Origin of the sequence: Bordetella sputigena (assembly GCF_965137885.1) — a bacterium.
In the GTDB taxonomy this organism is placed as follows: domain Bacteria; phylum Pseudomonadota; class Gammaproteobacteria; order Burkholderiales; family Burkholderiaceae_B; genus Bordetella_C; species Bordetella_C sputigena.
Genome location: NZ_CBCSCA010000037.1, coordinates 1 through 713 on the forward strand (window position 1 = coordinate 1; position 713 = coordinate 713).

Here is a 713-nt window from a genome sequence, read left to right on the forward strand (position 1 = left end):
GCGTACCTTATGCCTGGTCTGTGGGACGTTCACGTGCACCCGGACTACCTGCCCCTCACCGTGATGCCCCTGACCGAACAGATGACACTGTTCGGTTTTAAACTGCGCCAGGCGCTGTTTGAATCGGGCATCGTCGGCTTTCGTTGCGCAGGCACCCACAGCTATATGGACGTGGCTTGGCGCGACGCGTTCGACAGCGGCAAGTACGTCGGGCCGAAGGTGTTCGCGAGCGGACATTTCCTGACCACGACAGCAGGCCACTTTCTCTCTACCGGGCACACCGCCGAATGCGACGGCCCCTATGGTTTCGTCAAGGCCATTCGCGAGCAGATCAAGAACGGCGTCGACCACATCAAGCTGAATCTCTCCGGCGGCATCAACGGCCCCGCGTGGGATCTTCACACGCAGACTTTCTTCCTCGATGAAGAACTGAAGGCCGCGTTCGAGATCTGCCGCACGCGAGGCTTCAAAGTCATGGCGCACGCTACGCATCCCGAGGTCGTCAAAGCCGCCATCAGGCTGGGGGTCCACAGCATCGAACATGGCTACATCCTCGACGACGAGTGCATCGAATTGATGCTCGAGCACGGCACCTGGCTCGTGCCGACACTGGCCATCAGCCATTTGACGCCGAAGCAGGCCAAGAATCAGTGGGAAAAGACTTTCGCCGAAGGGCGCGGTTGGACGCACGCGGTGTGCTGCCGGGCGGAAGC

At 60.7% G+C, this 713-nt stretch carries 1 protein-coding gene; it reads left to right on the plus strand.

Annotated elements, in window-relative coordinates; translation table 11 throughout:
* Positions 1-33: 33 nt before the first annotated feature.
* Positions 34-713 (plus strand): amidohydrolase family protein (locus ACNA0R_RS27245; RefSeq protein ID WP_415829203.1); only part of this gene is annotated, 680 nt, incomplete at its 3' end.